The sequence below is a fragment of the Streptomyces sp. NPDC029139 genome (assembly GCF_055564335.1).
Genome location: NZ_JBVHWN010000008.1, coordinates 148,403 through 172,404, shown reverse-complemented (window position 1 = coordinate 172,404; position 24,002 = coordinate 148,403). Strand labels below are relative to the sequence as shown.

Below are 24,002 nucleotides of genomic sequence, written 5' to 3'. Positions count from 1 at the left end.
ACGGAGATTCAGTGAAGGCCGGGCGGTGACGTCGGTCGGCTCAGACGAGAGCCGGCACGTCCAGCGTCAGCGTGCACGACTCCGCGTCCAGGACGCCCGCGACTCCCAGCGGGAAGGTCAGCGCCGTCTCGCTGTGACCGAAGCCCATCTCCTCCACCACCGGGACCCCGAGGCCGCCGAGACGGTCGGCGAGGACCGCCCTGACCTCCTCGTAGGGTCCGCACTCCGCCCACGAGCCGAGACCGATGCCGGCGACGCCGTCCAACCAGCCGGAGCGCAGGAGTTGGGTGAGGATCCGGTCCAGGCGGTACGGCTCCTCACCCACGTCCTCCAGGAGCAGCAGACCCCCGCGGGCCGAGGGGCGGCCGCGAGGCGTGGCGAGGTCGGCGGCGAGGAGGCTCACGCAGCCACCGAGGGTGACGCCGTGGGCCCGGCCCGGGACCAGGGGCCGGGCGGTGTCCGGTTCGAGGGTCCGTACCGACTCGGGCTCCAGGAGAGTGGCCCGCAGGGACTCCTGGGTGCGCGCGTCCTTGAGGAAGCCGGCCGCCGCGACCATCGGGCCGTGCAGCGTGGCAAGGCCCGCGCGGACGGCGAACGCCTCGTGCAGAGCGGTGACATCGCTGTAGCCGACGAACACCTTCGGCCCGGCGGCCCGCATCGCCGGCCAGTCGACCAGGTCCACCATGCGCTGGACGCCGTAGCCGCCCCGCGCGCAGATCACCGCGGAGACGGCCGGGTCGCACCAGGCCGCCTGGAGGTCCCGGGCCCGGGCGGCGTCCGTACCGGCGAGGTAGTCCAACTCGCGGTGGGTGTCGAGAACATGGGCCCCCACCACGGGTTCGAGCCCCCAGCCGCGCAGAACCTCGAGCCCGGCCGCGAGCCGCTCCTCCGGCACCGGTCCACTGGGCGCGACCACGGCGACCCGCGCACCGGGGCGCAGGCGCGGGGGCCGGGTCAGGGGCGCGGTCGGGGGCGCGGTCACTTCCTCAGCTCCAGAAGGGGGACGTCGGTCCGCGCGATGCCGAACGTCTGGGCGTACAAGGCGAGTTCGGCCTCCAGGGCGCGGACCAGGGTCTCGGCGCGCCGGAAGCCGTGGCTCTCGCCCTCGAAGGCGATGTACGCGTGCGGCACGCCCCGTCCCGCCATGCGCGCCACGAACCGCTCGGCCTGCGCGGGCGGGCAGATCACGTCGTCGAGCCCCTGGAGCAGGAGGAAGGGCGCGGAGATCCGCTCGACGTGGTCGAGCGGCGAGCGTTCCCGGTAGCGGGCGGGCACCTCGGCGAGCGGTCCGACGAGCGATTCCAGGTACCGGGACTCGAAGTCGTGGGTCTCGTCGGTGGCCCAGCCCAGCAGGTCGAGGATGGGATAGATGATCGTGCCGCAGGCGTAGACGTCGGAGGTGACGAGGGAGGCCGCGGCGGTCCAGCCGCCCGCGCTGCCGCCCCGGATGGCCAGCCGCGCCGGGTCGGCGGTGCCCTCGGCGGCGAGCGCCTCGGCGACGGCCGCGCAGTCCTCCACGTCGACCACGCCCCACTGCTCGCGCAGCCGCTCGCGGTACGCCCGCCCGTAGCCGGTGGACCCGCCGTAGTCGACCTCGGCGACGCCGATGCCGCGGGAGGTGAAGTAGGCGATCTCCAGGTCGAGGACGAGCGGAGCGTGCCCGGTGGGTCCGCCGTGCGCCCACACCACGAAGGGCGGCAGCTCGGCGCCGGGGGCGATCCGGTCGGGACTGTGCGGCGGGTAGACGTGGGCGTGGATCTCGCGGCCGTCGGGCCCGGTGAAGGTCCGGATCTGGGGCTCGGGGTAGTACGCGGGATCGACCGGGTCGTCGTGGGCCGAGCCGATGACCCGGGCCCGGCCGGTACAGGTGTCCAGCTCCACGACCTCGTACGCGCTGCGCGGACCGGCGGCGACGCCGACCACCCGGGTGCCGTGCACGGCGAGGGTCGGGGCCCAGTCGGTCCAGGGTCCCGCGGCGTCGACGAGCTCGCCGCTCCCGGGGTCGAGTATGCCGAGCGCGGTGGTGCCCTTGCCGTGGACGGCGGCGACGAGCCCGCTCTCCAGCGGCTGGAACCAGCTGAGGCCGACCTTCCAGAGAGGCCCGCCGAACTCCTCGGGCCGCGGGCACAGGGCGACCGGCCCGCCGTCCTCCCCGGCCCGGTAGAGGTTCCACCAGCCGCTGCGGTCGCTGACGTACAGCAGCTGCCCGTCGGGGGTCCAGCCGACCTGCGGCACCGACTCCTCCAGGCCGCCGGCGACCGGCCGCGCGCCGTGGAAGATGCCCTCCACCGTGACGTCCGCGAGGAGCACCTCCGTACCGTCCCAGGGCATGCGCGGGTGGTCCCAGGCGATCCAGGCCGCCTGCCGTCCGTCCGGGGAGAGCCGAGGCCCGGTGACGAACCGGTGTCGCCCGTCGGAGAGTTCGCGTACGGCGGTGCGGTCCTCGGCGGCCGATCCGTCGAGCGGTACGGCAGCGAGGACGCGCCGGACGTCGGTGGGCGCGGGACCGGTGATCTCCTCCAGGACGCACCAGACCTCACCGCGGTCGGGGTGGATCACCGGGTCGGCCCAGCGCAGTCCGCCGCCGACGGCGGAGACGGGGGTGAGCGGCCGGGGCTCGGCGGGCGTGTCGGGGCCGGCGTCGGGTTCGTACGCGTAGAGCCGCTGGTCGGGGAAGTGGCTGAAGACCACGAGCGGCCCGTGGTCCGCGCGCACGACGCCCGCCCAGGGCTGTCCGCCGTACTCGACGACCCGGCTGCGGACGTTCCAGGGGGCGGGGAGCACCGACTCCTCGGTGCCGTCGGAGCGTCGGCGGACCAGCGCCCGCCGGCCGCCCTCGGTGGGCCGCGGCGCGGTCCACCACACCTCGTCGCCGACGAAACCGACGTACTCGGGGCGGCCGTCGTGGCGGGCGGCGAGCGCGGCGTCGATGGGGGAGGGCCAGGTGCCGTAGGCGCCCGTCGGTACCATCTCGACTTCCTTTGCAGGGACTTGCTCGAACGTGCACGGACTGACGCTGTGGTGCGGTGACGTGGTGGTGCGGTGACGCTGTGGAGCGGCGGGGCGGTGGTGCGGTGGTGCGGTCAGGCGGACGTCAGATAGTGGTCGAGGACGCGGACGCCGAAGTGCAGGGCGTCGACGGGGACACGCTCGTCGACTCCGTGGAACAGCGCCCCGTAGTCCAGCTCCGGGGGCAGCTTCAGCGGGGAGAAGCCGTACCCGGTGATGCCGAGCCGGGAGAACTGCTTGGCATCCGTGCCACCGGACATGGTGAACGGGACGACATGGCCGTCCGGGTCGAAGTGCTCGACGGCGGCGCGCAGTCGGGCGAAGGTCGGTGAGTCGACGGGTGCCTCCAGAGGCACCTCTCGGTGGTGGAACTCCCACGCCACGTCCGGGCCGGTGAGCCGGTCCATGGTCTCGGCGAACTCCTCCTCGCCGCCCGGCAGCATCCGGCCGTCGACGTAGGCGACGGCGTGCCCGGGGATGACGTTGACCTTGTAACCCGCTTCCAGCATCGTCGGGTTGGCGCTGTTGCGCACGGTCGGCTCGACCAGCGCGGCGGCCGGGCCGAGCTTCTCCAGGAGCCGGTCGACGTCGAAGCCGTCCGCGTGCACGTCGGTCTCGATGCCGTACAGCGCGGCCAGTTCGGTGAGCGCGGCCCGTACGGTCGAGGTGAGGCGGACGGGCCAGGGGTGGGCGCCGATGCGGGCGACGGCGGAGGCGAGCCGGGTGACGGCGTTGGCGGTGTTCACCTTGGAACCGTGCCCGGCCCGGCCGTGCGCGGTGAGTTTGACCCAGGCGGTGCCGCGCTCGCCGGCGGCGATCGGGTAGAGCGTCATGCCGGGGTTCGGACGGAAGCTGAACGCGCCGGACTCGCTGATGCCTTCGGTGCAGCCCTCGAAGAGCCCGGGGTGGTGGTCGGCGAGGAATCCCGAACCGTCCTCGGCGCTGGCCTCCTCGTCGGCGGTGTAGGCGAGGACGATGTCGCGGCGCGGCCGGATGCCTCGGCGGGCCCAGGAGCGGACGACGGCGAGGACCATCGCGTCCATGTTCTTCATGTCGACGGCGCCGCGGCCCCAGACCACCCCGTCGCGGACCTCGCCGGAGAAGGGGTGGACGGCCCAGTCGGCGGGCTCGGCGGGCACGACGTCGAGATGGCCGTGGACCAGCAGGGCGTCGGCCGAGGGGTCGGTGCCCGCGATGCGTGCCACCACGTTGGTGCGGCCGGGGGTCCGTTCGAGCAGCGTCGGTTCGAGCCCGGCCGCGGCGAGGCGTTCGGCGACGTACTCGGCGGCGGGCCTCTCGCGGCAGTCGCCGCCGCCCCGGTTGGTGGTGTCGATCCGGATCAGCTCGGAGGTGAAGGTCACGACCTCGTCGAGCGCCACCTCGTCGAGAGCCCTTCCGCCGCCCGGGCCGATGTCGCTCGCCCTCGCGTCGACCGCCGGGGCGTCCGGGACCTGGACCGGCTCAGCCATACTGCTCCTCCACCGCCGCGGAGACGATCGTGGTGACCGCCTTGAACGTACGAATGCCCTCGTACATCGTCTCGCCGGTGTACGCGACCCGGCGCTCGCCGCTCCGCGCCACGCCGGGCACCACCGTGGCGGCGGCCGCCAGGTGCTCGGCGTCGAACTCCAGCTCCACCGTGAAGGGACCGCCCCGCACCGGCTCGTGCCGTACGGCGAGGGCCGCCGCGGCCTTCGCGGCGGCCCGGATCTCGCTCGCGGTGCGCTTCGGGGTCCGGCACACCGCCGCGTACCGGGAGACATGGTCCTTGACCGCGACCTTGAGCGCCCCGGGCGCGTACCCCAGGGCGTCCTCGCAGGTCAGGTCGTCGCCCGTGACGAGGACGACGGGGACCCCGTACTCCGCCACGACATGGGCGTTCAGCAGTCCCTCGCTCGCCCGCTCCCCGTTCAGCCACACGCCGGTGATGGAGTTCGCGAGGTAGGTGTGGGCGAGGACGCCTTCGGCTCCCGCGCCGGTGTGGTACCCGACGAAGGCGATGCCGTCGACGTCCCCGTGCTGGACGCCCTCCACCATGGAGAGCGCCTTGTGACGCCCGGTGAGCATCTCGGCCCGTTCGTCGAGCTGCTCGAGGAGCAGGTTCCGCATGGTCCAGTGCGCCTCGTTGATCAGCACCTCGTCGGCGCCGCCGTCGAAGAATCCGAGGACGGCCGCGTTGACGTCCGAGGTGAACAGGGACCGGCACCGTTCCCATTGAGGCGTTCCGGGCAGCACGTCGGCGGGCCAGGTGACGCCGGTGGCGCCCTCCATGTCGGCGCTGATCAGGATCTTCATGCCCTTCGGCCTCCCCGAGCTCGGCGTGGCCCCCGTGCCCCGCCGAGGGTTGCGGTGCGGCGCGCGGTCGGCGCGCGGCACCTGGCCTCGCGCGGGCCGCCGTAGGACCCCGATGGAGGCATCCTTGTCCATCGGCCGGCTCTTTGTCACCGGTCCACCCGCCTTGTCACCGGTCCGCCCGCACGGGACGGCGGCCCGCCGGTGGACCGGGCGCACCCCGGCGTTTCGCGGCGGCGTCGACTGGGCAGCCGCCGGTGCACAGCGATCCGTGCGCACGGACAAGGGGTCGTGTCCGACGGGGCCCGCCGGGCCCGGGACCGCCAGCCCCGCGGAGGCCTTCATGAGTTTTCCGCTGCCCAACGACGTAGAGGCCCTCAAGAGCATGATCGGCCGCGAGGTCTCGTCCCTGCGGGCGACCGTACGACGGTCGACGGAGAGACCGGGCGCCGACACGAACGCCACCGACCTCGGCTCCCCGGTGCAGTCACTGACCGTGCTGCCCGCTCCCCCGGCCTCCGGGAACGGTGCGCCCTGCCTGTGCAGTACGCACGACGCCTCCAGCGAGGGGCTGTGCTCCGTGCTCGGCGCCATCCCGGCCTCCGCCGTCCTGCTCGAACCCGTACGGGACGACAGTGGCGGTGTCATGGACTTTCTCATCGTCGCCGGCAACCGGGTGCGGTCCGCGGACTGGCTGGAGGCGCCGGACCGGCAGGTCGGCCAGCGTTTCCTGGAGGCACGGCCCGGGGCCGCGCACACCGGGCTGCTCGCCGCCCTGGCCGACGTGGCCGACTCCGCCCGGCCTCTCGACGGGCGCGTGGTCGACTACACGGAGGAGCGGCTCGGGCGGCTGCACCGCGCGCCCCTGCTCTACTCCGCCGCCCGCTGCGGCAAGCAGGTGCTCGCCACCTGGCGGCCGGTGCACAGCCAGGGCGAGCTGCTGACCATCGACGCGCAGTACCTGGCGTCGATGGGCTGGGGCCATTGGGACCTGCTGTCGGGGAAGGTGACCTGGTCGGAGGGGCTCAGCCGGATCTTTCACGCCCAGGTGCACATGCCGTGGTCCCTGGAGCAGCTCTGCGACGCGCTGCTGCCCGCCGACCTGACGGCCTTCTCCGAGTTCCTGACGTCCGTCCTCGCCGGGGAGGAGCCGGCGTGGACACGCATCCGTTTCCTCGTCCTGGGGGAGATCCGGACGCTCGACCTGTTGGGCCGCCCGGTGGCCGGCACGGACGGCCGCCCCTGGGCGATCAACCTCGTGGCCCGCGATCTCACCCCGCAGATCCGGAGCCGCCGCCGCCTCGCCGAGACGGAGCGCGAGTCGGACCGGCTGCGCCGCCAGACCGAGGCGGAACGGCGGGTCGCCGACGCGCTGCGCGAGGCGCTCCTGCCCACCCATTCGGAGGCGCTGGCGGCGGTCGGTCTGACGGTCGCGGCGTCGTATCTGCCCGCCGAGGCGGACGCCGCCGTGGGCGGGGACTGGTACAAGTGCCGGCTGCTCCCGGACGGGCGCGTGCTGGTGGCGATCGGGGACGCGTCGGGACACGGCCTCGACGCCGTCGCCCGTATGGCTCAGCAGCGTCACGCCCTCGCGGGCCTCGCGCAGACGGGCGCGCCGGCCGGGGAGATCACGACCTGGCTGAACGAGCTGGTGTGCAGTGATCCCTCGGGCCAGACGGCCACGGTCGTCGCGGGACACATCGACGACTCCCGGACGCTGCACTGGGCCGACGCCGGCCACCCGGCTCCGCTGCTCCTGCGTGACGGGCGTGCCGAGACCCTGGCGACCGCTCAGCGCGGCCCCTTGCTGGGTGCGCTGCCCGGCTATGCGTACGAGACCTCGGCGACCGAGCTGCGGCCCGGGGATCTGCTGCTGCTCTACACCGACGGCATGGTCGAGCGGCGGGGCGAGGACGTGACGCAGGGGATCGACCGCCTCGGGAAGGCGCTCGAAGCCTCGTCGGGACTCGCTCCGAAGGAGCTGATCGACCATCTGATGGCGAATCCCGAGCTCGTCGGGGACGAGGACGACAGCTGCATGCTGGCGATCCGCGTGGACTGAGCGCCCCGTCCTTCGGCCCGGCCCGCGCCCCGCGGGCTCTTCGGCCCCTCAGTCCTCGTGCCCGAGCTGCAGGTCGCGTTCGGTGCGTCCGCCGCCCGCGACCTGGAGGACGGTGGCGACCGGCGGATAGCCCGCCGCGATCACCGTGTACTCGCCCGAGGACAGGTCCACGAAGCGGAAGGTGCCGTCGGGTCCGGTCGTCAGGGTGTCGACCACGTTGCCGGCCGCGTCGAGGAGCGTCACGCGCGCGTCCTCCACCGGCCTCCCGCCGCCCGCGCGCACCGTCCCGCGCAGCACGGCGCCGCCCGCCAGCTCGATGTCCTGCCGGGTCTCCCGGGAGGACTGGACGCTCACCGGCAGCGCCGCGGGCCGGAAGGCGGGCGCGCTGGCGGCCAGGGTGTACTCGCCGGCCACCAGCTCGGTGATGACGTAGCCGCCCTCGCGCCCGCTGCGGGTGGAGGCGACGACCTCGCCGCGTACGTCGGTGAGGGTGACCGCCGCGTCCCGTACGGGGTTTCCGTCGGCGGTCACCACCGTGCCGGCCAGCCGGCCGGCGCCGCCGAGGACCACGTCGAGCTCGACGGGCCGTTCGCCGACGGTGACCGACACGGCCTGCGGCTGGTGGCCGCCGGCCGCCGCGATCAGGACGTACGAGCCGGGACCGGGGACGCTGAGCGCGTAGCGCCCGTCCTCACCGCTGCCGCCCCGGCCGATCTGCTGCCCCTGGACGTCGATGAGGGTGAGGGCCGCTCGCGGGACGCGGCTGCCGTCGTGGTGCTGGACGGTTCCGCAGACAGGGAGGCCAGCGGTGTAGGCGGCGGGGGCGGCGGGGGCCGACGCGCGGGCCCGGGGGACGCCGGTGGGGGCCTCGGTGGTGGGGGTGTGGTGGGACACCAGCGGTTTCTCCTTGAGGAAGAAGGCGAGGACGAGGCCGAGCACGAGGACCGGCACCAGGTAGAGGAAGATCCGCGGCATGGCGTCCGCGTACGCCTGGATGTAGGCGTCCCGCAGGGCGGGCGGGAGGGCGTGCACGGCCTGCGGAGTGATCGATTCGGCGGCGGGCAGCGGGACTCCGGCCGTCCGGGGCAGGGAGTCGGCGAGGGCGTCGTCGAGGCGGGCGGCGAAGAGCGTGCCGAAGACGGCGGCCCCGACGCTGCCGCCGATCTGGCGGAAGTAGTTGTGGGCGCTGGTGGCCGTGCCGAGGTCGCCGGGGCGTACGGAGTTCTGTACGGCGAGGATGAGGACCGGCATGACGAGGCCGATGCCGATGCCCAGGACCGCCTGCCAGACGCTGTGGTGCAGGCGCGGGGTGTCGGTCTCCATCCGGGAGAGCAGCCACATGCCGGCGACGGAGACGGCGCCGCCGAGGACCGGGTAGACCTTGTAGCGGCCGGTGCGGGTGATGAGGCGGCCCGAGACGATCGAGGACACCACGATCCCGCCCATCAGGGGCAGCATGAGGAGGCCGGACTCGGTGGCGGTGGCTCCCTCGACCATCTGCAGGAACGTCGGCAGATAGCTGGCGGCGCCGAAGAGCGCGATGCCGATCACCGCGCCGACGAGGCTCGTGACCGTGAAGACGGAGTCCCGGAACAGCCGCAGCGGGATGAGCGGTTCGGGCGCGACGCGCTCGACGGCGAGGAAGAGGAGGGCCGTCGCGGCCGCGCCGCAGGCGAGGGCGATGATGACCTCGGAGTCCCAGGCGTGCTCGGTTCCTCCCCAACTGGTGAGCAGCACCAGGCAGGTGGAGGCGGCGGCGAGCAGGATCGAGCCGAGGACGTCGAGGCGGGCCCGTGCTCGCGGCTTGGGGAGTTTGAGCACCACGGCGACGACGGCGAGGGTGACGAGCCCGAAGGGGACGTTGAAGTAGAAGCACCAGCGCCAGGAGACGTGGTCGGTGAAGAAGCCGCCGAGCAGGGGGCCGGCGACGGAGGCGAGGCCGAAGGCGGCGCCGATGAGGCCCATGTAGCGGCCGCGTTCCCTGGCCGGGACGATGTCCGCGATGATCGCCTGGACGCCGATCATCAGGCCGCCCGCGCCGGCGCCCTGGACGGCCCGGAACGCGATGAGCTCGTCCATGCTGCGCGACCAGCCGGCCAGGGCGGAGCCGATGACGAAGAGCACGATGGCGAAGAGGAAGACGCCCTTGCGGCCGAAGAGGTCACCGAGTTTTCCATAGATCGGCAGACCGATGGTGGCGGTGAGGAGGTAGGCCGTGATCGCCCAGGACATCCGGTCCAGGCCCTGGAGTTCGCCGACGATCTTCGGCAGGGCGGTGGCGACGATCATCTGCTCCAGCGCGGCGAGCAGCAGCGCGAGCATGAGACCGAAGAAGACGAGCCGGACGCGGCGGGGGTCGAGGGCCGTCTCCTCGGCGACGGGCGGCGGTCCGGGCGGTCCTTCGCCGGACGGGTCGCCCGCGGCGAGCGGCTCGTCCTTCACCAGCGTGATCGCACCCACGTACCTGCTCCCCTCGTCGCGCGGCCGGACCGCGTCCCAGCCGCGTCATTCTTCGCATTGGGCGCGAAGCGGGAGCAAGTCGGGCGGCATGGAGAGCCGGTCGCACCCCAGAGGTTGAACAGGCCGGTGCGACAGCGCACTTGGGGCGCTCATCAGCGCGTTTACGGGAGGGGGCGCGACCCCCGGGCGCGCGGGGCGCTCGTGCGGGGGTCGCGGGAAACCACTCGAACCGGTGAGCGCGTGAGCGTTACTTCTCCACCTCGGCCGCGAGGTTGGCCAGGACGGCGTCGTAGATGCGGCCGAGGCCCTTGGGCGCGAAGGTCTTCTCGAAGAAGCCGCCGATGCCGCCGGCGCCGTTCCAGACGGTGGAGACGACGGCCTTGGAGCTGCCCTCGCCGGCGGGGGTGACGGTCCAGGTGGTGACCATGGAGGAGTTGCGGTCCTTCTCGACGAGCTGCCCCTCGGTGGGCTCGGTGACCTCCAGAAGGCAGTCGCGGACGCGCTTGCTGGTGGCCTGGAGCTTCCAGTGGACGAGGGTGCCCTGGCCGTCGCCGCCCTCGCGGACCTCGTACTCGCTGAAGTGCTCCGGCAGCAGCTTCGCGCGCGTGCCGCTGTAGTCGGCCAGGGCGTCGAACACCGTCTCCGGGTCCGCCGCGATGATCCGCTCCGTCGTGGCCTCGACCTGCGCCATGGCACATCCTCCAACACGTGGTTCTTCAGGGGTGTGGGCCACAGCCAATCACCTGGGGCCGGGCCTCCCAAATCCGGGTTGCGGCGATCAAGGGAACACATGTTCTATTCTGGGCGTACGGCCGACCACACGACCGGGCACTGCCACCGAGGAGGCGTCCATGCGCTGGGACAATCTGGGCGACAATCCGGCCGCCGCGGCGGAAACCGCCCTGTTCGGCACGGACGCGGTCACCACCCGCACCTTCGACACGCCGGAGTTCCGGGGGATCACCTTCCACGAGGTACGGGCCCGCTCGATCGTGAACCGGGTGCCGGGCGCCTCACGGATGCCGTTCGAATGGACGGTCAACCCGTACCGGGGGTGCACGCACGCGTGCGTCTACTGTTTCGCCCGCAAGACCCACAGCTATCTGGACCTGGACACCGGGCTCGGCTTCGACTCCCAGATCGTGGTGAAGATCAACGCCCCCGAGCTGCTGCGCCGCCAGCTGGCCTCCCGCCGCTGGCAGGGCGCGCACATCGCGATGGGCACCAACGTCGACTGCTACCAGCGGGCCGAGGGGCGCTACCGCCTGATGCCGGGCATCATCGAGGCCCTGCGCGACCACGCCAATCCCTTCTCCATCCTCACCAAGGGCACCCTGATCCTGCGCGACCTCGATCTGCTCGTCCAGGCGGCGGAGGTCACCGAGGTCGGCATCTCCGTCTCCGTCGGCTTCACCGACCAGGAGCTGTGGCGCACGGTCGAGCCCGGCACCCCCTCCCCGCAGCGGCGCCTGGACGTCGTACGGACACTGGGCGAGCACGGCATCGGCTGCGGCGTGCTGATGGCCCCCGTCATCCCCTTCCTCGGCGACCGGCCCGAGCAACTGCGCGACACGGTCCGCGCCATCGCCGAGGCCGGCGCGACCTCCGTGACCCCGCTCGTGCTGCATCTGCGGCCGGGCGCCCGCGAGTGGTTCTTCACCTGGCTGCGACAGCACCACCCCCACCTGGTCGGGCGGTACGAGCGGATGTACGCGGACGGGGCCTACGCGCCGACCTGGTACCAGCGCCGGATCACTCGTCAGGTGCACGAGCTGGCCGCCGAGTTCGGGATCGGCCCCGCCCACCGGGGAGCGCCGCGCCGGACACCCGTACCGGAGGAACCCTCGCTCGCCGGCGCTCCGGAGCAGCTCACCCTCCTCTGATCGGGTCAACTCTCGCCGGAATCGGTCCTTCCGACTTCCGTTCGGGGCACGGACGCCCTATGACCACACGCGCAGGAATGCTGATCGCCACTGGAGCACTGGTCGCGGGGACGGTCACCGTCCTGCCCGCGTCCGCGGCGCCCCCGCCGGCGCCGACCCTCCGCCCCCTCGCCGCGCTCGTCTGGAGCGGCTGTGCCACCAAGGCGTACCCGAAGCTGGAGTGCGCCACGCTCGACGTGTCACTGAACCACGACGATCCGGCCGGCCGGTCGATCACCCTGGCCCTGACCCGGGTCGCGCACACCGTGAAGGACCCGAAGGAGTACCAGGGTCCGCTGCTCGTCAACCCGGGCGGACCGGGCGGCAGCGGACGGAACATGGCCGGATTCGTGGCCGCCTCGCTGCCGGCGAAGGTGGCGGCGCAGTACGACGTGATCGGTTTCGACCCGCGCGGAGTCGGCCGGAGCGAGCCCGCGCTCGACTGCCGGCCCGGCCACTTCGACCCGGTGCGGCCGGACTCCGTGCCGCTCGGCGCCGAGGGCGAGCAGGCGGGGGTCGAGCGGGCCCGGGCCTTCGCCGAGGCGTGCGGCAAGAAGCACGGCGACGTCCTGCGGTACATCGACACGGTCAGCACGGCCCGGGACCTGGACGCGATCCGCGCGGCGGTCGGTGCGCCGCGGCTCACCTACCTGGGGTACTCCTACGGCACCTACCTCGGCGCCGTGTACGCGCGGCTGTACCCGGAGCGGGTGCGCCGCATGGCGCTGGACTCCGTCGTCAATCCGCAGGGCGTCTGGTACGAGGACAACATCGCGCAGGACTACGCCTTCGACACCCGCCACAAGGACTTCATGGCCTGGGTGGCCCGCCGGAACGCCACGTACGAGCTGGGCACGGACCCGGCGGTCGTGGAGGCCGCCTGGTACCGGATGCGGGAGGCGCTGCGCAAGAGCCCGGCCGGCGGCAAGGTCGGCCCGGGCGAGCTGGAGGACACCTTCCTTCCCGGCGGGTACTACAACGGGTACTGGCCGACGCTGGCCGAGGCGTTCTCCTCGTACGTCAACGACAAGGACGCGGCCCCGCTGACCCGGGCGTACGAGAAGTACGGGGCCGCGGACACGGCGGCCGACAACAGCTACTCCGTCTACACCAGCGTGCAGTGCCGGGACGCGGCGTGGCCGCGCGACTGGAACACCTGGCGCAAGGACAACTGGGACGTGCACGCCAAGGCACCCTTCTCCACCTGGAACAACGCCTGGTACAACGCTCCGTGCGCGTTCTGGCCGGTGGACTCGCTCACTCCGCCCGACGTCTCGAACGACGAGGTGCCCCCGGTACTGATCCTGCAGGCGACGGACGACGCGGCCACTCCGTACGAGGGCGGTGTGGCGCTGCACCGGATGATGGCCGGCTCCAGCCTGGTCGTCGAGGAGGGCGGCGGGAACCACGGGGTGACGCTGGGCGGCAACGCGTGCATGGACGAGCACCTGTCGACCTACCTCGCGACGGGCCACGTGCCGCGCGGTGACGGGCAGTCGGAGGCGGACGCGGTCTGCGCCACGCTCCCGGAGCCGGAGCCGGAGCCGGAGAACACCAAGGCGAAGACGGCGCGCGGCACCACGGCGCACGGCCAGGGCTCGACCCTGCACGGGCTTCTCGGCCACGTGCGCTGAGCCACAGCGCCCGGGCCGCACCGAGCCGCACCGAGCCGCACCGGGCGACGGCCCCCGGGGGTTGTCAGTGGCGTGGGCGAGGATGTCCGCCATGACGAGTCACCTCACGCACGTGCCCGCCCCCGACGGCATCGCCCCGAGCCCCCAGTACAGCCACGTCGTCTGGGGCACGGGGCGTTTCGTCGCGATATCCGGCCAGTGCGCGCTGGACGCCGACGGCGCCGTGGTCGGGGTGGGCGACCCGGTGGCGCAGGCCCGTCAGGTCTTCACGAATCTGCGGCGCTGTCTCGCCGCCGCGGGCGCGGGCTTCGAGGACGTGGTGAAGCTGACGTACTTCGTCACGGATGTCGCGCACCTGCCGGCGGTCCGGTCGGCGAGGGACGAGGCCTTCGCCGCGGCTCCCCTCCCCGCAAGCTCGGCGGTGCAGGTCTCGGCGCTGGTTCGTCCGGAGCTGCTGATCGAGATCGAGGCGTTCGCGCTCGTACCGACAAGGGCCGACGCGTCATCCCTGGGCGCCGAGCCGGGCCAGTGAGCGGGCCGCCGCGGCGCCGAGGCGGGGATGGGGCAGAGCGGCCCGCAGCGCCGGCCGGGCGCGCGGGTCGCCGAGGGTGCCGAGCCCCTCGACACAGGCGAGACCGACCCGCCAGTGCGGGTCGTCGGCCACGAGGCGCCGTTCCAGGACGGTGACCAGGGCCGGCACGGACTCCGGTGCGCGCAGGTCGGTGAGCAGACGGACCGGCAGCAGCGCGTAGGCGACGCGGAGTTCGTTGGTGGCGAGCGCGGCGGCGGCCCGCGCGGTGCGGGGATCGCCCAGCCGCGTCAGCGCGTAGGCGGCGGAGACGCAGCGTTCGGGGTCGCGGTGGTTCAGGAGCAGGACCAGGGCCTCGAAGGCCCGTGGATCGCCGGCGAGGCCGAGCCGGAAGGAGGCGATCTCGCGCGCCCAGAGCGGACGGTGCGGCTCGGTCAGAACGGCCGCCAGCGATTCCCTGTCCTCCGTGGCGGTCAGTCCGTGGAACTCCGCCGTCTCTTCTTCCTCCACGATCTCCGCGCCCAAACGATCGATCATCGAGCGGAATTCCGCGTCGTCCGTGGCGATATCCATGGCCGTCAGCGTATCCGCGATCCAGATCACAATTTCCGGAGTTCCGAGGACTGGCGCGCTCGTTACCCGCCGGTTAATCTCAGGTGAGCGGGTCACCCCCCGCACTCTCACAACGGCCTGGTGACGCAGCCGTGGTGGGATCGAGTTTGTCGGTTCGGCATTTTTCGACGTGACTTCGGGACAGAGTCCGTCGCCTTTTCCACGCGATCTCTCGGCGCGATCTCTCAGCGCCCCCGTCGCGAACTCCTCGCGTTTTCCGCTTCGCGGCCCGTTCGCGCCCACATTGCCGCCTTCAGTCGTCACTCTTCCTCCCTGGAGTCCCCTGATGGACACCCCTCTCTCCACCATCGCCGTCATCGGTCTCGGCACCATGGGCACCGGCATCGCCGATGTCCTCGCCCGGGCCGGCCGTGAGGTCATCGGCATCGACATCAGCGAAGCCGCGGCCACCCAGGCGGTCGCCGCCCTGGAGGCATCCACCGCCCGCGCCGTGGCCCGTGAGCGGATCACGGAGGAGGAGCGGCAGGACGTCCTCGCCCGCTTCCGCACCTTCTCCGACCTGCAGGCGGCCGCGAACGCCGACCTCGTGATCGAGGTCGTCCCCGAGTCGTACGAGGCCAAGCAGGAGGTGTTCCGGGCCCTGGACACGATCGTCCGGCCGGACGCCATCATCGCCACCGGAACCAACGCGCTCTCCGTGACGCGGCTGGCCGCCGACTCGGCGCACCCCGAGCGCGTGCTCGGCCTGCACTTCTTCACCCCGGTCCAGGCGATGAAGCTGGTGGAGGTCGTCTCCTGCGTCCTCACCGCCCCGCAGGCCGTCGAGGCCGTCACCACCCTGGCGCACCAGCTCGGCAAGGAGCCGGTCGCGGTCGGTGACCGGCCCGGTTTCGTCGCCGACGGGCTGCTCTTCGGCTACCTCAACCAGGCGGCCGCGATGTACGAGGCGAAGTACGCCTCCCGCGAGGACATCGACGCCGCCATGAAGCTCGGCTGCGGTCTGCCGATGGGCCCGCTGGCGCTGCTCGACCTGATCGGCGTCGACACCGCCCGTACCGTCCTGGAGGCGATGTACAGCGAGTCGCACGACCGGCTGCACGCCCCCGCCCCGATCCTCAAGCAGCTCAGCGAGGCCGGTCTGACCGGCCGCAAGTCGGGCCGCGGCTTCTACACGTACGAGGCCCCGGGCTCGGGCGCCGTGGTCCGCGACGCGCTCACCCCGCTGGAGAGCGCCGTCACCGGCGAGGGCCGTGAGGTCCGCTCGGTCGGCGTCGCGGGCTCGGGGACGATGGCGTCGGGCATCGCCGAGGTCTTCGCCAAGGCCGGTTACGAGGTCGTGCTCGCCGCTCGTTCGGACGAGAAGGCGGAGACGGCGAAGGCCCGGATCGCGAAGTCCCTCGCCCGTTCGGTCGACAAGGGCCGGATGACCGCGGAGGTGCGGGACGAGACGCTGGCCCGGATCACCCCGGCCGGCACGCTCGACGCCTTCGCCACGGTGGACCTGGCCCTGGAGGCGGTCGCCGAGGACCTGGAGATCAAGCGGCAGCTCTTCGCGACGCTCGACAAGGTCTGCAAGCCGGGCGCGGTGCTCGCCACCACGACCTCCTCGCTGCCGGTCGTCGCCATCGCGCGTGCCACCTCGCGCCCGCAGGACGTCATCGGGATGCACTTCTTCAACCCGGCGCCCGCGATGAAGCTGGTGGAGATCGTCCGCACGGTCCTGACCGGCGACGACGTCCACGCCACGGTCCGCGAGGTCACGGCGAAGATCAAGAAGCACCCGGTGGACTGCGGCGACCGGGCCGGCTTCATCGTGAACGCGTTGCTCTTCCCGTACCTGAACAACGCGATCAAGATGGTCCAGGAGCACTACGCGACCCTGGACGACATCGACGCCGCCATGAAGCTGGGCGGCGGCTACCCGATGGGACCGTTCGAGCTGCTCGACGTCGTCGGCCTCGACGTCTCGCTCGCCATCGAGCAGGTGCTGCACCGCGAGTTCCGCGACCCGGGCCTTGCCCCGGCGCCGCTCCTGGAGCACCTGGTGGCCGCGGGCTGCCTGGGCCGCAAGACGGGTCGCGGCTTCCGCGAATATGCCCGACGCTGAGCCGGCCGCGGGCTGGGGAGGGCTGCTGAGTCCCGGGGGCGCCTCGGGCGCCCCGGGCGGCCCTCCCCCACCTGGGCACACTCCCGCACTGATGCAGTACGTTCAGGACATGTCCCAGGCCGCGAAGTCACCCCGTGCCACGTCCACGTCCCCGTCCGGCTCCGACACCACGGAGAGCCCGGCGGGCACCCGCGCGGCCGCGCAGCGGCTGAAGATGCGCCGCGAGCTGGCGGCGGCGGCCATGGAGCTCTTCGCGACCAAGGGGTACGAGGCCACGACGGTCGACGAGATCGCCGCGACGGCCGGGGTCGCCCGCCGGACCTTCTTCCGCCACTTCCGCTCCAAGGAAGAGGCGATCTTCCCCGACCACGACGACACTCTGGTGCGGGCGGAGGCGGTACTGAATGCCGCGCCGCCGCACGAGCACCCGCTGGACACGGTGTGCCGGGGCATCAAGGAAGTCATGAAGATGTACGCGGGGTCCCCGGCGGTCTCCGTGGAGCGCTACCGGCTCACCCGCGAGGTGCCGACCCTGCGGGAGCGCGAGATCGCTTCGGTGGCCCGCTACGAGCGGCTGTTCACCCGCTATCTCCTGGGCCACTTCGACGAGCGGGACCACCACGACGGCAACGACGACCCGCTGCTGGCCGAGGTGGCGGCCTCGGCGGTGGTCACCGCGCACAACCACGTACTCCGGCGCTGGCTGCGCGCCGGCGGGCAGGGTGACGTGGAGGCGCAGCTGGACCACGCCTTCGCCATCGTGCGGGAGACGTTCGGCACGGGCATAGGCGCGGGCCGGCCGGGCTCCTCCGCCCAGTCCGGGCCGTCGGCCGCTCCGGCGCCCGCCGCGGCCGTCTCCGCCGAGGGCGACGTCGTGATCGCCGTCGCCCGGACGGACGCGCCCCTGGACGAGGTCATGCGGACGATCCAGCAGGCCCTCAGGAAGAGCTGACCCCGCTTCTCCACACCGCTCACGGCGAAGGCCGCTCCCGCTCCGGGGGCGACCTTCGCCGCTTTTGCCGGGTCTCTCGATCGATCATCGCTCATGTGTGACCGGCGGATTGCATCTGAGTGAAATTGTTGGCACGCAGTGCCTTGTCAGGTGACACGCGGTGCCATACGTTGATGTTGTCCGGGCGGCCGGCGCGCCGAGGTCTCCTCGTGCGCCGGCTGTCCCCACAAGCGATCGTGATTGTGCGCCCGGACGCCTGCGTCACAGGCACCCACCGCGCCCACCGGCGCAGCCACCGCACCACCCGCCGAACCGACGGCACACCTCCACAGCAGCACTCCAAGACGAACCCCTCAGTGCGTCCCCCTCAGACGCCGCACCGCCGGAGGCACCCCGTGAAGGACATCCTGGACGCGATTCAGTCGCCGGAATCCACGCCCGACGACTTCGCCAACATCAAGCTCCCCGAGTCGTACCGCGCGGTGACCGTGCACAAGGACGAGACCGAGATGTTCGCCGGTCTCGCCAGCCGCGACAAGGACCCCCGCAAGTCGCTCCACCTCGACGACGTGCCGCTGCCCGAGCTGGGCCCGGGCGAGGCCCTGGTCGCCGTCATGGCCAGCTCCGTGAACTACAACTCGGTCTGGACCTCGATCTTCGAGCCGGTGTCGACCTTCGGCTTCCTGGAGCGCTACGGCCGGCTCAGCGACCTCAGCAAGCGCCACGACCTGCCGTACCACATCATCGGCTCGGACCTCGCGGGCGTCGTCCTGCGCACGGGCCCCGGCGTGAACTCGTGGAAGCCCGGCGACGAGGTCGTCGCCCACTGCCTCTCGGTCGAGCTGGAGTCCTCGGACGGCCACAACGACACGATGCTCGACCCCGAGCAGCGCATCTGGGGCTTCGAGACGAACTTCGGCGGCCTGGCGGAGATCGCGCTGGTCAAGTCGAACCAGCTGATGCCGAAGCCGGACCACCTCAGCTGGGAGGAGGCCGCCTCCCCCGGCCTGGTGAACTCCACCGCCTACCGCCAGCTGGTCTCCCGCAACGGCGCCGGCATGAAGCAGGGCGACAACGTCCTGATCTGGGGCGCGAGCGGCGGGCTCGGTTCGTACGCCACCCAGTTCGCCCTGGCCGGTGGCGCCAACCCGATCTGTGTCGTCTCCTCCCCGGAGAAGGCCGACATCTGCCGGTCGATGGGCGCGGAGGCGGTCATCGACCGCAACGCCGAGGGCTACAAGTTCTGGAAGGACGAGCACACCCAGGACCCGAAGGAGTGGAAGCGCTTCGGCAAGCGCATCCGCGAGCTCACCGGCGGCGAGGACATCGACATCGTCTTCGAGCACCCCGGCCGCGAGACCTTCGGCGCCTCCGTGTACGTCACCCGCAAGGGCGGCACCATCACCACCTGCGCCTCGACCTCGGGCTACATGCACGAGTACGACAACCGCTACCTGTGGATGTCGCTGAAGCGGATCATCGGCTCGCACTTCGCGAACTACCGCGAGGCGTGGGAGGCCAACCGCCTGATCGCCAAGGGCAAGATCCACCCGACGCTCTCCAAGGTGTACAACCTGGAGGACACCGGTCAGGCCGCGTACGACGTCCACCGCAACCTGCACCAGGGCAAGGTCGGCGTGCTCGCGCTCGCCCCGCAGGAGGGCCTGGGCGTGCGCGACCCGGAGATGCGCGCGAAGCACATCGACGCCATCAACCGCTTCCGTAACATCTGATCCCGGGACCGTATATGACTGAGCGTCAGAAGGACCGGCCGTGGCTCATGCGGACCTACGCCGGTCACTCGACCGCCGAGGCGTCCAACGAGCTGTACCGGCGCAACCTCGCCAAGGGTCAGACCGGCCTGTCGGTCGCGTTCGACCTGCCGACGCAGACCGGCTACGACCCCGACCACATCCTCGCCCGCGGCGAGGTCGGCCGGGTCGGGGTCCCGGTCTCGCACCTCGGTGACATGCGCCGGCTGTTCCAGGACATCCCCCTGGAGCAGATGAACACCTCGATGACGATCAACGCCACGGCGATGTGGCTCCTGGCGCTCTACCAGGTGGTCGCGGAGGAGCAGGGCGCGGACGTCACCAGGCTCCAGGGCACCACCCAGAACGACATCGTGAAGGAGTACCTGTCGCGCGGGACGCACGTCTTCCCGCCCGGCCCCTCGCTCCGCCTCACGACGGACATGATCACCTACACGGTGAACAACATGCCGAAGTGGAACCCGATCAACATCTGCAGCTACCACCTGCAGGAGGCGGGGGCCACTCCGGTCCAGGAGATCTCGTACGCGATGTCCACCGCTATCGCGGTGCTCGACGCGGTCCGGGACTCCGGCCAGGTCCCGGCGGACCGCTTCGGGGAGGTGGTCGCCCGCATCTCGTTCTTCGTGAACGCGGGCGTCCGCTTCATCGAGGAGATGTGCAAGATGCGCGCCTTCGGCCGCATCTGGGACAAGGTCACCCGGGAGCGGTACGGCATCGAGGACCCCAAGCAGCGCCGGTTCCGCTACGGCGTCCAGGTCAACTCCCTCGGTCTGACCGAGGCCCAGCCCGAGAACAACGTCCAGCGGATCGTGCTCGAGATGCTGGCCGTGACGCTCTCCAAGGACGCACGCGCGCGTGCCGTCCAGCTGCCCGCGTGGAACGAGGCGCTCGGCCTGCCCCGCCCGTGGGACCAGCAGTGGTCGCTCCGTATCCAGCAGGTCCTGGCCCACGAGTCGGACCTGCTGGAGTACGAGGACATCTTCGCCGGCTCGCACGTGATCGAGGCCAAGGTCGACTCGCTCGTCGAGGAGTGCCTGACCGAAATCGACCGGATCCAGGAGATGGGCGGCGCGATGGCGGCCGTCGAGTCCGGCTACCTCAAGTCGCAGCTCGTCTCCTCGCACGCCGAGCGGCGTGCCCGGATCGAGGCCGGCGACGAGAAGATCGTCGGCGTCAACATCTACGAGACGACCGAGGAGAACCCGCTCACCGCGGACCTCGACACGGCGATCATGACGGTCGACCCGGCCAACGAGGCCCGTGTCGTCGCCAAGCTCCACGAATGGCGGGACAACCGCGACGAGAACCGCGCCCAGGAGGCGCTGGCCGCGCTGAAGGCGACGGCGGCCGGTGAGGGCAACCTCTTCGCCGCCACCCTGGAGTGCGCGCGCGCCGGTGTCACCACCGGCGAGTGGTCCTGGGCGCTGCGGGACGTCTTCGGCGAGTTCCGCGCCCCCACGGGCGTCTCGTCCGCCCCGGTCGCGGTGACGGCCGAGGAGGGCACGCCGCTGGCTCTCGTACGGGAGAAGGTGGCGCGGACCGCCGACGAGCTGGGCTCCGGGCGGCTGCGGCTCCTGGTGGGCAAGCCCGGCCTGGACGGACACTCCAACGGGGCCGAGCAGATCGCGGTACGCGCGCGTGACGCCGGTTTCGAAGTGGTCTACCAGGGGATCCGGCTGACGCCCGAGCAGATCGTCAACGCCGCCCTCGCGGAGGACGTGCACTGCGTGGGTCTGTCGATCCTCTCCGGCTCGCACGCCGAGCTGGTCCCGGACGTCCTCGACCGCCTCCGTGAGGCGGGCGCCGAGGACATCCCGGTCATCGTCGGCGGGATCATCCCGAACGCCGACGCCGCAGATCTGAAGCGGGCGGGTGTCGCCGCCGTCTTCACACCGAAGGACTTCGGTATCACCGAGATCATCGGCCGTATCGTCGACGAGATCCGGAAAGCGAACAAGCTCGACCCTCTGGAGGTCCCCGCATGACCACCCCCGTGAACCGTCTCCGCCCCCGCCGGTCGTGCCTGGCCGTGCCCGGCTCGAACCCGCGCTTCCTGGAGAAGGCCCAGGGGCTCGCCGCCGACCAGGTCTTCCTGGACCTCGAGGACGCCTGCGCGCCGCTCGCGAAGCCCGAGGCGCGCCACACCATCGTCAAGTTCCTCAACGAGGGCGACTGGACCGGCAAGACGCGGGTCGTGCGGGTCAACGACTGGACGACCCACTGGACGTACCGTGACGTCGTCACCGTCGTAGAGGGCGCCGGCCAGAACCTCGACTGCATCATGCTGCCGAAGGTCCAGGACGCCCAGCAGATCGTCGCCCTCGACCTCCTGCTGACGCAGATCGAGAAGACGATGGGCTTCGAGGTCGGCAAGATCGGCATCGAGGCGCAGATCGAGAACGCGCAGGGCCTCAACAACGTCAACGCGATCGCCACCGCGTCGCAGCGCGTCGAGACGATCATCTTCGGCCCGGCCGACTTCATGGCCTCCATCAACATGAAGTCCCTGGTCGTCGGCGAGCAGCCGCCCGGCTACGGCGCCGACGCCTACCACTACATCCTGATGGCCATCCTGATGGCCGCCCGCGCCAACAACCTCCAGGCGATCGACGGCCCCTACCTCCAGATCCGCAACCCCGAGGGCTACAAGGCGGTCGCCCAGCGCGCGGCCGCCCTGGGCTTCGACGGCAAGTGGGTGCTCCACCCGGACCAGGTCGCCGCCGCGAACGAGATCTTCTCGCCCTCGCAGGAGGACTTCGACCACGCCGAGCTGATCCTGGACGCGTACGACTACTACACGTCCGAGGCCGGCGGCAAGAAGGGCTCGGCGATGCTGGGCGACGAGATGATCGACGAGGCCAGCCGCAAGATGGCCCTGGTCATCTCCGGCAAGGGCCGCGCCGCCGGTATGCAGCGCACCAGCAAGTTCGAGATCCCGGAGGCGTAGGACCATGCAGTTCGGCCGTACCTACGAAGAGTTCGAAGTCGGCGCCGTCTACAAGCACTGGCCCGGAAAGACGGTCACCGAGTACGACGACCACCTCTTCTGCCTGCTGACGATGAACCACCATCCGCTGCACATGGACGTGAACTACGCGGAGAACACGACGGACTTCGGGAAGAACGTCGTCGTCGGCAACTACATCTACTCCCTCCTGCTCGGCATGTCCGTCCCGGACGTCTCGGGCAAGGCGATCGCCAACCTGGAGATCGAGTCGCTGCGTCACGTCGCGCCGACCTTCCACGGCGACACCATCTACGGCGAGACCACGGTCCTCGACAAGACCCCCTCGAAGTCGAAGAACGACCGCGGCATCGTCTACGTCGAGACCAAGGGCTACAAGCAGGACGGCACCCTGGTGTGCGTCTTCCGCCGCAAGGTGATGGTCCCCACCGAGACGTACATCAAGGAGCGCGGCGGCGAGCAGCCCGGTCGCCCCGAGCTGATCGAGCCTTCGAAGAAGTCGGAGAAGTAGTCATGGCGCGACTCGCCCAGACCCACGGTCTGACCGATGTGCAGCAGGAGATCCTCTCCACCGTCCGGGACTTCGTCGACAAGGAGATCATCCCGGTCGCGACGGAGTTGGAGCACCGCGACGAGTACCCCCAGGAGATCGTCGACGGGCTCAAGGAGCTCGGCGTCTTCGGTCTGATGATCCCGGAGGAGTACGGGGGCCTGGGTGAGTCGCTGCTCACCTACGCGCTGTGCGTGGAGGAGATCGCCCGCGGCTGGATGTCGGTCTCCGGCATCATCAACACGCACTTCATCGTGGCGTACATGCTCAAGCAGCACGGCACCCAGGAGCAGAAGGACTACTTCCTTCCGCGGATGGCGGCCGGCGAGACGCGCGGCGCCTTCTCGATGTCGGAGCCGGCCCTCGGCTCTGACGTGTCGGCCATCACGTCCAAGGCGGTCAAGGACGGCGACGAGTACGTCCTCAACGGCCAGAAGATGTGGCTGACGAACGGCGGAACGTCAACGCTGGTCGCCGTTCTCGTCCGAAGTGACGAAGGACACCCCGAGGGGACCGCACCCCACAAGTCGATGACGACCTTCCTCGTCGAGAAGGAGCCCGGCTTCGGAGAGGTCCGCCCCGGCCTCACGATCCCCGGGAAGATCGACAAGATGGGTTACAAGGGCGTCGACACCACCGAACTCATCATGGACGGACTGCGCATTCCGGCCAATCGGGTCCTGGGCGGGGTCACCGGCCGAGGGTTTTACCAAATGATGGACGGTGTCGAGGTCGGGCGCGTGAATGTCGCCGCGCGTGGTTGCGGCGTCGCTCAGCGTGCGTTCGAGCTGGGTGTCTCGTATGCCCAGCAGCGTCACACTTTCGGCAAGCCCATCGCTCAGCACCAGGCGATCCAGTTCAAGCTGGCCGAAATGGCTACCAAGGTCGAGGCCGCTCATGCGATGATGGTCAACGCAGCGCGCAAAAAGGACTCCGGGGAGCGAAACGACCTCGAAGCAGGGATGGCGAAGTACCTCGCCTCCGAGTACTGCAAGGAAGTCGTCGAGGACGCCTTCCGTATCCATGGCGGGTACGGGTTCTCGAAGGAGTACGAGATCGAGCGCCTCTACCGTGAGGCTCCGATGCTGCTCATCGGTGAAGGTACCGCCGAGATCCAGAAAATGATCATTGGTCGTCGGCTGCTCGAGGAGTACCGATTCCAGGGTTGATTG

General features: G+C 71.2%; 18 protein-coding genes. 11 read left to right on the top strand and 7 right to left on the bottom strand.

Translation table 11 applies throughout. From position 1 onward, the window contains the following. Window positions 1-40 precede the first annotated feature (40 nt). From ACZ4VW_RS19990 to ACZ4VW_RS19975, 4 genes are all read right to left on the bottom strand, one after another. On the bottom strand, window positions 41-982 hold the full coding sequence (locus tag ACZ4VW_RS19990) for a S66 peptidase family protein (RefSeq protein WP_467964109.1): 942 nt from the start codon (window positions 980-982) through the stop codon (window positions 41-43). Next, the gene (locus ACZ4VW_RS19985) at window positions 979-2,970 is read right to left on the bottom strand and encodes a S9 family peptidase (RefSeq protein WP_467964107.1); all 1,992 of its coding nucleotides are present in this window, start codon (window positions 2,968-2,970) and stop codon (window positions 979-981) included. The genes ACZ4VW_RS19990 and ACZ4VW_RS19985 overlap by 4 nt, the downstream gene beginning before the upstream one ends. Window positions 2,971-3,083: 113 nt before the next feature. After that, window positions 3,084-4,478 (bottom strand): M20/M25/M40 family metallo-hydrolase, encoded by a 1,395-nt coding sequence (locus ACZ4VW_RS19980; protein WP_467964105.1) that lies wholly within the window; start codon window positions 4,476-4,478, stop codon window positions 3,084-3,086. Beyond that, a complete protein-coding gene (locus ACZ4VW_RS19975) occupies window positions 4,471-5,304 on the bottom strand; it encodes a M55 family metallopeptidase (protein WP_467964103.1) in 834 nt (277 codons plus the stop codon). The genes ACZ4VW_RS19980 and ACZ4VW_RS19975 overlap by 8 nt, the downstream gene beginning before the upstream one ends. 340 nt (window positions 5,305-5,644) lie before the next feature. On the opposite strand from ACZ4VW_RS19975, the gene ACZ4VW_RS19970 reads away from it, so the two are divergent. Beyond that, on the top strand, window positions 5,645-7,363 hold the full coding sequence (locus ACZ4VW_RS19970; RefSeq protein WP_467964101.1) for a PP2C family protein-serine/threonine phosphatase: 1,719 nt from the start codon (window positions 5,645-5,647) through the stop codon (window positions 7,361-7,363). A 48-nt stretch (window positions 7,364-7,411) separates the two neighbouring features. On the opposite strand, the gene ACZ4VW_RS19965 is transcribed toward ACZ4VW_RS19970, so the two are convergent. Further along, on the bottom strand, window positions 7,412-9,823 hold the full coding sequence (locus ACZ4VW_RS19965; RefSeq protein ID WP_467964099.1) for an MFS transporter: 2,412 nt from the start codon (window positions 9,821-9,823) through the stop codon (window positions 7,412-7,414). A 247-nt stretch (window positions 9,824-10,070) separates the two neighbouring features. Next, entirely contained in the window at window positions 10,071-10,514 is a 444-nt protein-coding gene (locus ACZ4VW_RS19960; RefSeq protein ID WP_467964097.1) for an SRPBCC family protein, read from the bottom strand. Window positions 10,515-10,674: 160 nt separating this feature from the next. Here ACZ4VW_RS19960 and ACZ4VW_RS19955 point away from each other — a divergent pair, with 160 nt between their 5' ends. The 3 genes from ACZ4VW_RS19955 to ACZ4VW_RS19945 all read left to right on the top strand — a co-directional run bounded on the left by ACZ4VW_RS19955 (window position 10,675) and on the right by ACZ4VW_RS19945 (window position 13,911). Further along, on the top strand, window positions 10,675-11,706 hold the full coding sequence (locus ACZ4VW_RS19955) for an Rv2578c family radical SAM protein (protein ID WP_467964095.1): 1,032 nt from the start codon (window positions 10,675-10,677) through the stop codon (window positions 11,704-11,706). A 59-nt stretch (window positions 11,707-11,765) separates the two neighbouring features. After that, window positions 11,766-13,379 (top strand): alpha/beta hydrolase, encoded by a 1,614-nt coding sequence (locus ACZ4VW_RS19950; RefSeq protein ID WP_467964093.1) that lies wholly within the window; start codon window positions 11,766-11,768, stop codon window positions 13,377-13,379. Window positions 13,380-13,470: 91 nt separating this feature from the next. Beyond that, window positions 13,471-13,911, top strand: coding sequence for a RidA family protein (locus tag ACZ4VW_RS19945; RefSeq protein WP_467964091.1), 441 nt, complete (start codon window positions 13,471-13,473; stop codon window positions 13,909-13,911). Here the strand turns inward: ACZ4VW_RS19945 and ACZ4VW_RS19940 are convergent. Further along, complete coding sequence (locus ACZ4VW_RS19940) at window positions 13,882-14,481, bottom strand: HEAT repeat domain-containing protein (RefSeq protein ID WP_467964089.1); 600 nt, start codon at window positions 14,479-14,481, stop codon at window positions 13,882-13,884. The two genes, ACZ4VW_RS19945 and ACZ4VW_RS19940, sit on opposite strands and share 30 nt — an antisense overlap. A 325-nt stretch (window positions 14,482-14,806) precedes the next feature. Here ACZ4VW_RS19940 and ACZ4VW_RS19935 point away from each other — a divergent pair, with 325 nt between their 5' ends. From ACZ4VW_RS19935 to ACZ4VW_RS19905, 7 genes are all read left to right on the top strand, one after another. Then, window positions 14,807-16,588, top strand: coding sequence for a 3-hydroxyacyl-CoA dehydrogenase family protein (locus ACZ4VW_RS19935; RefSeq protein WP_467964087.1), 1,782 nt, complete (start codon window positions 14,807-14,809; stop codon window positions 16,586-16,588). Window positions 16,589-16,697: 109 nt separating this feature from the next. Continuing rightward, on the top strand, window positions 16,698-17,540 hold the full coding sequence (locus ACZ4VW_RS19930) for a TetR family transcriptional regulator (RefSeq protein WP_467964085.1): 843 nt from the start codon (window positions 16,698-16,700) through the stop codon (window positions 17,538-17,540). A gap of 395 nt (window positions 17,541-17,935) precedes the next feature. Then, window positions 17,936-19,273 (top strand): crotonyl-CoA carboxylase/reductase, encoded by a 1,338-nt coding sequence (gene ccrA, locus ACZ4VW_RS19925; protein WP_467964083.1) that lies wholly within the window; start codon window positions 17,936-17,938, stop codon window positions 19,271-19,273. 14 nt (window positions 19,274-19,287) lie between these two features. Next, window positions 19,288-21,300: a protein meaA gene (locus ACZ4VW_RS19920; protein WP_467964081.1), complete on the top strand. Its 2,013-nt coding sequence runs from the start codon at window positions 19,288-19,290 to the stop codon at window positions 21,298-21,300. Continuing rightward, on the top strand, window positions 21,297-22,262 hold the full coding sequence (locus tag ACZ4VW_RS19915; protein ID WP_467964079.1) for an HpcH/HpaI aldolase/citrate lyase family protein: 966 nt from the start codon (window positions 21,297-21,299) through the stop codon (window positions 22,260-22,262). The genes ACZ4VW_RS19920 and ACZ4VW_RS19915 overlap by 4 nt, the downstream gene beginning before the upstream one ends. 4 nt (window positions 22,263-22,266) lie before the next feature. Further along, window positions 22,267-22,791: a MaoC family dehydratase gene (locus tag ACZ4VW_RS19910; RefSeq protein ID WP_019890462.1), complete on the top strand. Its 525-nt coding sequence runs from the start codon at window positions 22,267-22,269 to the stop codon at window positions 22,789-22,791. A 2-nt stretch (window positions 22,792-22,793) separates the two neighbouring features. After that, on the top strand, window positions 22,794-23,999 hold the full coding sequence (locus ACZ4VW_RS19905) for an acyl-CoA dehydrogenase family protein (protein ID WP_467964077.1): 1,206 nt from the start codon (window positions 22,794-22,796) through the stop codon (window positions 23,997-23,999). Window positions 24,000-24,002 lie beyond the last annotated feature (3 nt).